Below are 9,041 nucleotides of genomic sequence, written 5' to 3' on the forward strand. Positions count from 1 at the left end.
CGACCGCGGCCATCACGCGGCCCGGCGCTCGCTCGTAGTAGTCGGCCGCGAACTCGGGGAACCGGGACGCCTCGCCGATGAGCAGGCGCCGCAGCGGCACCACGCGGCCGCCCAGCACGGATGCCGCGAGCTCGCGTGCGAGCGCGATGAGCGCCGCCTCGACATCGTCGGCCTCGGCCGTCGTCGACGCGAACTCCAACGAGAATCGCTCCGCCGTCGCGATCGCGCGCCCGATGATCGCTCGGAAGAGCTGCTCCTTGTCGTCGAAGACGTTGTACACGGTGCGCTTCGAAACGCCGGCCTCGGCGGCGATGTCGTCGACGCTCGTGCCGGGGTAGCCGCGCTGGAGGAAGACGCGGGCCGCGGCGTCCATGATGAGCGCGCGCGAACGCGTGATCCGGGGGTCCTCGTAGTCGGTCCGGTCCGCCGTCGGCTGCGTGCTCATCGATCCTCTTCTGCACTCATCGGTTTACTTTTGTATTGCACGGTGCAATACTACACCCGTGAGGGCAATAGTGCTCTCGCCACGACGCCCATCCGGAAGGTGCGCACCATGTCCGCCACGACTCCCGCCCCCGCCCCCTCGTCCGGCCCGACGTTCGACCGGGGCCGTGCCGTCACGAAGTCGCTGCTGGGATGGGGCGTCGTGGCCGGTCCGTTCTACCTCATCGTCGGGCTCGCGCAGGCGTTGCTCGTGCCGGGCTTCGACCTCTCCCGGCACGCACTCAGCCTGCTGCTGCTCGGCCCGCTCGGCTGGATCCAGGCGGCCAACCTCGTGCTCAGCGGCCTCATGGTGCTCGCGGCCGCGGTCGGGTTCGCCCGACTGCTGCCCGGCCGTCGCGGCGGCTGGGCGAGCGTGCTCCTCGGGGTGTACGGCGTCAGCCTCTTCGCCGCCGCGATCTTCCCGCCGGATGCCACGGGCGGCTTCCCGCCGGGTGGCACGGACGCCACGACCGCGTCGCCGAGCGGGCTCCTCCACCTGCTGGCCGGCACGATCGGGTTCCTCAGCCTGGCTGCGGCGGCGGTCGTCATCGGCACGTGGTTCCGTCGCGAGGGGCGCCGGGGGATGGCGACGGTCTCGTTCGTCGCCGCGGCGGTCGTCGTGGTCGGCTTCCTCGGCGGTGCGGCGCTCGCCATGGTGCCCGCGGGCGTGGGCCTCCTCTGGCTCGCGGTGGTCGCCGGCTGGGTGTGGCTCGCCGTCGCCTCGCTCACGGCGTACCGGATGGCCCCGCGGCCCGATCTCCGATGACACCGAGGGGCCTTCGTGATTGCGCTCTCAGCGATATCAGCCGAGCGGATGATGTCGGAGGGTAGGGGTTCGATGCAGACTAGCGGGTGCGATATCGAGCGGGGGCTCGAGATCGCCGCCGGCGGGTCCCTCCTTCGTCTCCCGTCTTCACCCCTTCCTCTCGGAGAACCATGCTCGGAAAACTCCTCATCCGCTACTTGAAGCCCTACAGGTGGTTGCTGCTCGGTGTGCTGGCCTTCCAGTTCGTCTCCGCGCTCGCCAGCCTCTACCTGCCCAGCCTGAACGCCGACATCATCAACAACGGCGTCTCGAAGGGCGACACCGAGTACATCTGGTCCACCGGCATGTTCATGCTCGCCATCTCCCTCGGGCAGATCATCGCGGCCATCATCGCCACGTACTTCGCCGCGAAGGCCGCGATGCGCGCCGGCCGCGACATCCGCAACGACGTGTTCGACAAGGTGAGCGCGTTCTCGGAGCGCGAGGTCTCGCAGTTCGGGCCCGGTTCGCTTATCACCCGCAACACGAACGACGTGCAGCAGGTGCAGATGCTCGCGATGATGGGCGCGACCATGCTCATCAGCGCGCCGCTGCTCGCAGTGGGGGGCATCATCATGGCGCTCTCGCAGGATGTCGGCCTCAGCTGGCTGATCGGGGCGTCGGTACTCACGATCCTCGTCGTCGCGGTCATCGTGATCAGCCGCATGGTGCCGCTGTTCCGCAGCTTCCAGGTGAAGCTCGACGCCGTGAACCGGATCCTCCGCGAGCAGCTCACGGGCATCCGCGTGGTGCGCGCCTTCGTACGCGAACCGATCGAGGAGGAGCGGTTCCGCGGGGCCAACACCGACATCATGGACGTCGGGCGCCGCGTCGGCACCCTCTTCATCACGCTGTTCCCCTTCTTCATGCTCGTGATCAACGTGACGATCATCGGCGTGATCTGGTTCGGCGCCATCGAGGTCAACGACGGCGAGGTGCAGATCGGCACCCTGTTCGCCTTCATGCAGTACATCGGCCTGATCCTCGGCGGCGTCCTCATGGCGGCCTTCACGACGATCATGATCCCCCGCGCAGCCGTCTCGGCCGAGCGCATCAGCGAGGTCCTCGCGAGCGAGTCCACGCTCACGCGCCCCGAGAACCCGGTCGTGGCATTCCCCGAGGTCGGATCGGTCGAGTTCCGCGACGCGGAGTTCGCCTACCCCGGCGCGGAGTCCCCGGTGCTGCACGGCATCACCTTCCGGGCCGAGCCCGGCGAGACCGTCGCGATCGTCGGCTCCACCGGCGCCGGCAAGACGACGCTCATCTCGCTCATCCCGCGACTGTTCGACGCGACGAGCGGCTCCATCCGGGTCAACGGCGTCGACGTTCGCGAGGCCGACCTCGACCACCTGTGGAAGACGATCGGCCTCGTGCCGCAGCGTCCCTTCCTCTTCGCAGGCACCGTGGCGTCGAACCTGCGATTCGGTCGTGAGGAGGCCACTGACGCCGAACTCTGGCACGCGCTCGAGATCGCTCAGGGCCGCGACTTCGTGGCCGACATGGAGGGCGGGCTGAACGGCCGCATCGCACAGGGCGGCACCAACGTGTCGGGCGGCCAGCGCCAGCGGCTCGCCATCGCCCGGGCGATCGTGCACAACCCCGACATCCTCGTCTTCGACGACTCGTTCTCGGCGCTCGACCTCACCACCGATGCCAGGTTGCGGCAGGCGTTGTGGCGGGAGCTGCCACAGGTCACCAAGATCGTCGTGGCACAGCGCGTCTCGACGATCACCGACGCCGATCGCATCGTCGTGCTCGACGACGGCGGCATGGTGGGCATCGGCACGCACGAGGAGCTCCTCGAGACGTCGACGACGTACCGCGAGATCGTGGAATCCCAGCTCGGAGTGGAGGCAACGGCATGAGCGCCGACACGAACAAGACGAACGGCCGCGCCCGCGGGCGGGCCCGGCAGGCGGAACCCCAGGAGATGACCGAAGAGGAGCGCATCGAGCACGAGCTCGCCGAAGAGGCGCGCCGCAACTCCGGATCGTGGGACAGCGTCGCGCCCGGGAAGGCCCAGGACTTCGGCGCCAGCTTCCGACGCATGCTCGGGCTCCTCAACCCGTGGAAGTGGTCGTTCGCGTTCGCCTCCCTCCTCGGCGCCATCGGCGTCGTGCTCACCGTCATCGCGCCGAAGGTGCTCGCCGAGGCGACGAACCTCATCTTCGAGGGCGTCATCTCCCTGCAGCTGCCCGCGGGCGTCACGCAGGAACAGGCCGTCGCCGGCCTGCGTGCCGCGGGCCAGGAGGACCTCGCGAACATCGTGGAGGCGGCGGGCACGCTGACGCCCGGCCAGGGCATCGACTTCGTCGCCCTGAGCCAGGTGGTCATCACCGTGCTGATGCTCTACATCGCCGCTTCGGTGCTGTCGTGGGTGCAGGGGTACGTGATCAACGTCATCATGGTGCGGGCCATGTGGCGACTGCGCGAAGACGTCGAGGCGAAGGTGCACCGCCTTCCGCTGAGCTACTTCGACCGGGTGCAGCGCGGCGAGCTCATCTCGCGCGTCACGAACGACATCGACAACATCACGCAGACGATGCAGCAGTCGCTCTCGAGCGCGCTCACGAGCGTGCTCACCGTGGTCGGCGTCGTGATCATGATGTTCTCGATCTCGTGGCAGCTCGCGCTCGTCACCCTCGTCTCGCTGCCGCTCATGGGCGTGATCTTCGGCGTGATCGGTCCGAAGTCGCAGGCCGCGTTCGGCGTGCAGTGGAAGAAGGTCGGGCGCCTCAATGCCCGCGTCGAGGAGTCCTTCTCGGGACACGCCCTCGTGAAGGTGTTCGGCCGCGAGTACGACTCGAGCCAGAACTTCCGAGCCGAGAACCAGGAGCTCTACGAGGCCGCGTTCAAGGCGCAGTTCCTCTCGGGCATCATTATGCCCGCCATGATGTTCATCGGGAACCTCACCTACGTGGGCATCGCCGTGCTCGGCGGGCTCATGGTCGCGAGCGGCCAGCTGCGGCTCGGTGACGTGCAGGCGTTCATCCAGTACTCGCAGCAGTTCACCCAGCCCCTCTCGCAGCTCGGCGGCATGGCCGCCGTGGTGCAGTCGGGCACGGCCTCGGCCGAGCGCGTGTTCGAGCTGCTCGACGCCGAGGAGCAGGAGCCCGACGGCGCCGACGCACCCGCGGCGGTCGACGGCGACGGCACGATCGAGTTCCAGAACGTCTCGTTCGCCTACACTCCCGAGCGTCCGCTGATCCGCGACCTGTCGTTCCGGGTGGAGCCGGGCCAGACGGTCGCGATCGTGGGGCCGACCGGAGCCGGCAAGACGACGCTCGTGAACCTCATCATGCGGTTCTACGAGCTCGACGGTGGCCGCATCCTCCTCGACGGCCAAGACATCGCCGACCTCACCCGGTACGACGTGCGCGCACGCACCGGCATGGTGCTGCAGGACCCGTGGCTGTTCGCCGGAACCATCCGCGAGAACATCCGCTACGGCCGCGAGTCGGCGACCGACGAGGAGATCCTCGAGGCCGCCCGGGCGACGTACGTCGACCGGTTCGTGCACTCGCTGCCCGACGGGTACGAGACCGTCCTCGACGAGGACGCATCGAACGTGTCGGCGGGTGAGAAGCAGCTCATCACGATCGCCCGCGCGTTCGTGGCGCAGCCGTCGGTGCTGATCCTCGACGAGGCGACCTCCTCGGTCGACACCCGCACGGAGCTGCTGCTGCAGCACGCGATGGCGGCCCTCCGCGAGGGTCGCACGTCGTTCGTGATCGCGCACCGGCTCTCGACGATCCGCGATGCCGATCTCATCCTGGTGATGGAGCACGGCGACATCGTCGAGCAGGGCAGCCACGACGAGCTGATCAAGCGGCAGGGCGCATACTGGCGCCTGTACAACTCGCAATTCGAGCAGGCCGCCACCGACCTCGACGCGGAGGCCGCCCTCGTGCAGCCCGAGGCGGCGCCCGCCGGCGCGGCATTCGAGGCCGGGTACGAGGCCAAGGTCGACGCGGCCGCGGAGGGCGCCGACCTGTAGCAAGGCCCCGGCGCAGCGCGCCGACGGCGCGCGAGCGCATCGAACGAGCGGATGTCCCACCACGGGGCATCCGCTCGTTCGCGTTCCGGGCACGAGGCCACGTCAGCTCGACCGGCCCGGTTAGGCTGGAACGGCGGCGGCTCGCACCGGAGGCCGCCGTCATCCGTTCCTCCCCGTGAAGGTCTCGTGACGACTGCCATCCCTCCCGTGCGCGCCTGGCGCCTGTGGCTGGTGTGGGGTGTCGGCGTCGCCGCCTACGTCGTCTCGGTCACGAACCGCACCTCGCTCTCGGCGGTCGGCGTCGATGCGGCGGTGCGCTTCGACGCGGATGCCTCGGTGCTGTCCCTGTTCGCGGTGGTGCAGCTCGCCGTCTACGGCGCGATGCAGATCCCGGTCGGGCTCCTCCTCGACCGCTTCGGCGCGCGGCCCATCATCACGGCCGGCATGTTCCTCATGGCGATCGGCCAGCTCGTCATGGCCTTCGCGCCCGACGTGGGCACGGCGATCTTCGCGCGGATGCTCGTCGGCGCGGGCGACGCCGCGGTCTTCCCGAGCGTGCTCCGCGTGGTGGCGGTGTGGTTCCCCGAACGGCAGGCGCCGTTCCTCGTGCAGATGACCGGCATCGTCGGCCAGACCGGGCAGCTGCTCGCGATCCTGCCGATGGCCGCGATCCTGCACGCCTCGACCTGGAGTGTCGCGTTCGGCAGCCTGGCGGGGCTCGGTGCGCTCTTCACCGTGCTCACGTTCGCGGTCATCCGAAACCGGCCTCCCGATCGCGACGCGGATGTCTCGGTGGACACCGCCACCGGCGCCATCCACGCGGTGACCTCGTCGGCCGACCTGCGCGAGGGCTTCCGCGAGTCGTGGGCGCACCCGGCGACCCGCCTCGCGTTCTGGTCGCACTTCACGACGCCCTTCTCGGGTACCGCCTTCATCCTGCTGTGGGGATTCCCGTTCCTGACGGTCGGCGAGGGGCTCTCCCCCGCCATGGCCTCGCTGATCTTCAGCGTCTACGTCGTCTTCGGCATGGTCGCCGGTCCGGTGATCGGCGCGCTCTCGAGCCGGCATCCGATGCGGCGATCACGGATGCTGGTGCTCCCCGTCATCGGCATCCAGGCGCTGGTGTGGCTGGTGGTGATCGCGTGGCCGGGCCCGGCGCCGATCTGGCTGCTCTTCGTGCTGGCCTTCGCCCTGAGCACCGGTGGTCCGGCGTCGATGATCGGCTTCGACCACGCCCGGACGTTCAATCCGAGTCACCGCCTCAGCACTGCCACGGGCATCGTGAACGTCGGCGGATTCCTCGCCGCCTTGCTTGCGATCCTCTTCATCGGCATCGCGATGGACGCGCAGGGTGCGGGCACGCCCGACACGTACAGCCTCGACGCGTTCCGCATCGCGTTCCTCACCCAGGTGCCGCTGTGGGCCCTCGGATCGGCGTTCATCGTGTGGGAACGCAAGCGCACGCGGGTGCACATCGGCCTCGACGAACCGCGTACGCGTCGCCGCGACCGCTGGAGGCGCTAGGAGCGCGGTGCCCCGCCGTGCCGGACGCGCGCCTCGGGGCTCAGGCCACCGAGGCGCGACGTCGTAGGGTATGCGGCGGTCCGGGAACCGGACCTGACGCGACCCTTCGGGTCTGGGTCAAGCGTCCCAGTGAGCGTAGCAGGCCGTTTTCGAGTGAAGCTCAGCATTCGGTCAGGAAGCGTTGCGCGTGCCGCCAGTCGGTCTCAGCCGTCGAGCAGCGCCCGCAGGTCGTCGGCGCTGATCGTGTCGGCGCCGTCGAGCCCCGCGGCATCCGCGCCGTCCATCCCGGCGTCGAGGATCGACGCGACGAGCTCGCCCTTGCGGGCCTTCAGCGCCATGACCTTCTCCTCGATCGTGTCCTGCGCGACGAGCCGGTAAACCATGACCTGCTTCGCCTGTCCGATGCGGTGCGCGCGGTCGACGGCCTGGGCCTCGCTGGCGGGGTTCCACCACGGGTCGAGCAGGAACACGTAATCGGCCTCGGTGAGGTTCAGCCCGAACCCGCCGGCCTTCAGGCTGATCAGGAACACGGATGCCTCGCCGGCACGGAACCGCTCGATCTCGGCGTCGCGCCGGCGCACCGGCGTCGACCCGTCGAGGTACGCGTAGGGCACGCCCGCGGCATCCAGCCGACTCGCCACCCGACCGAGGAACGAGGTGAACTGGCTGAACACGAGGGCGCGGTGGCCCTCGGCGAGCACGTCGTCGAGTTGCTCGAAGAGCGCGTCGAGCTTGGCCGACGGGTACCCGGCGTAGCGCTCCTCGTCGACGAGCGTGGCGTCGAGGGCGAGCAGGCGCAGCAGGGTGAGCGACCGGTACACGATGAACCGCTGCCGGTCGAGGTCGTCGATGAGGCCGAGCAGCTTCTGCCGCTCGCGCTGCAGCACGGTGTCGTAGAGACGGCGGTGACGGGGTGCCAACTCGACCGTGAGCACCTGCTCCTGCTTGGGCGGCAGCTCGGGCGCCACGACCTCCTTCGTGCGGCGCAGGATGAGCGGCCGGATGCGGCGCCGCAGGCGCTCACGGCGCTCGGCGTTGCCGTCCTGCTCGATCGGCCGGCGGTAGCGCTCGTCGAACGCGCGGCGCGAGGGGAACAGGCCGGGCGCCACGATCCGCAGGATCGACCAGAGCTCACCGAGGTTGTTCTCGATGGGCGTGCCCGTGACGGCCAGGCGGAACGGCGCGCGGATGCCCCGGGCCGCCTCGTGCGCCTTCGTCGCCGCGTTCTTCACGAACTGCGCCTCGTCGAGCACGAGCCCGCCCCACTCGACCGCGGCGAAGGCCGCCGCCTCGAGGCGGAACACGGCGTAGGTGGTGACGACGAGGTCGGCGGACGCCGCGGCATCCGCGATACGACCGCGACGCTTGGCCTCGGTCGCCGTGACGCTCGCGACGCGGAGGCCCGGCGTGAACCGTTCGGCCTCACGCACCCAGTTCGAGGCGACCGACGTGGGCGCGACGACGAGGAACGGCCGCCCACCGTCTTCGTGGTCGCGCGCGTGGGCGATGAGCGCGAGCGTCTGCGCCGTCTTGCCGAGCCCCATGTCGTCGGCGAGCACGCCGCCGAGGCGGTTCGCCCAGAGGAACGCCAGCCAGCGGAATCCGGCCAGCTGGTATGGGCGGAGCGGCAGGGCGAGCCCGGCCGGCGGCTCGAGCTGCTCGACGCGCCCCTCCTCGAGCGCGGCCACGGTGCGACGCCAGTCGACCGCGGGCTCCGCGACGTCGGCGAGGTCCTCGAAGTCGGCCCAGAGGCTCGTCTGCGAGCGGTGGATGCGCAGGCCGGTCTCCCACTCGGCGAGCGTGCCGGCCTCCTCGATCAGCTCGCGCAGCGGCGCGAACACCGGCTGGTTGAGCATGAGGTAGCTCTTGTCGACGAGCAGGAGTCGCTTCTGCCCCTTTGAGAGCGCCCGGAACAGCGGCATGAACGGCACCAGCTTGCCGTCGACCGTCAGCACCACGCCGAGGTCGAACCAGTCGCGCTTGAGCGTCTCCACGGTGGTGACGGTGATGATGGGCTCGGCGGTGGCCTCGCGGTACTCGGGTCGTTCGCCGGTGACGTCGATGCGCAGGGAGCTGCCGACAGCGAGGCGTTCGAGTCGCGGCAGGCGTTCGGCGGTGAACTCGGCCGCGTCGACGCCGCGCAGCACCACGGCGTCGAGCGGCACCCAGCCCAGCTCATCGGCGACGCGCGCGAGCAGGTCGTCGTCGAGCTCGGGGTCCGCCGCGGCCGCG

At 69.9% G+C, this 9,041-nt stretch carries 6 protein-coding genes; 4 read left to right on the forward strand and 2 right to left on the reverse strand.

The window, feature by feature from the left end; translation table 11 throughout:
* A partial coding sequence (locus tag GH736_RS25605; RefSeq protein ID WP_159603551.1) for a TetR/AcrR family transcriptional regulator occupies nt 1–445 on the reverse strand: 445 nt, incomplete at its 3' end.
* Nucleotides 446–553: 108 nt separating this feature from the next.
* Here GH736_RS25605 and GH736_RS12035 point away from each other — a divergent pair.
* The 4 genes from GH736_RS12035 (at nt 554) to GH736_RS12050 (ending at nt 6,809) form a co-directional block, all read left to right on the forward strand.
* Nucleotides 554–1,249, forward strand: coding sequence for a DUF998 domain-containing protein (locus GH736_RS12035; protein WP_159603553.1), 696 nt, complete (start codon nt 554–556; stop codon nt 1,247–1,249).
* Nucleotides 1,250–1,419: 170 nt separating this feature from the next.
* Nucleotides 1,420–3,153, forward strand: a complete 1,734-nt coding sequence (locus GH736_RS12040) for an ABC transporter ATP-binding protein (RefSeq protein ID WP_159603555.1) — start codon at nt 1,420–1,422, stop codon at nt 3,151–3,153.
* Nucleotides 3,150–5,285, forward strand: coding sequence for an ABC transporter ATP-binding protein (locus tag GH736_RS12045; RefSeq protein ID WP_159603557.1), 2,136 nt, complete (start codon nt 3,150–3,152; stop codon nt 5,283–5,285). Before GH736_RS12040 ends, GH736_RS12045 begins: the two co-directional genes overlap by 4 nt.
* A gap of 186 nt (nt 5,286–5,471) precedes the next feature.
* Complete coding sequence (locus GH736_RS12050; protein WP_235934088.1) at nt 5,472–6,809, forward strand: MFS transporter; 1,338 nt, start codon at nt 5,472–5,474, stop codon at nt 6,807–6,809.
* Between the two features lie 203 nt (nt 6,810–7,012).
* Here the strand turns inward: GH736_RS12050 and GH736_RS12055 are convergent.
* On the reverse strand, nt 7,013–9,041 hold a 2,029-nt coding region (locus tag GH736_RS12055; RefSeq protein WP_162529554.1), incomplete at its 5' end, for a DEAD/DEAH box helicase.

The sequence above is a fragment of the Agromyces humi genome (genome assembly GCF_009720255.1).
In the GTDB taxonomy this organism is placed as follows: domain Bacteria; phylum Actinomycetota; class Actinomycetes; order Actinomycetales; family Microbacteriaceae; genus Agromyces; species Agromyces humi.

What these genes read in the sequence shown, in the direction of transcription:
- GH736_RS12045 (WP_159603557.1), top strand. Translation starts at nt 3,150, where the DNA reads ATGAGCGCCGACACGAACAAGACGAACGGCCGCGCCCGCGGGCGGGCC.
- GH736_RS12035 (WP_159603553.1), top strand. Translation starts at nt 554, where the DNA reads ATGTCCGCCACGACTCCCGCCCCCGCCCCCTCGTCCGGCCCGACGTTC.
- GH736_RS12040 (WP_159603555.1), top strand. Translation starts at nt 1,420, where the DNA reads ATGCTCGGAAAACTCCTCATCCGCTACTTGAAGCCCTACAGGTGGTTG.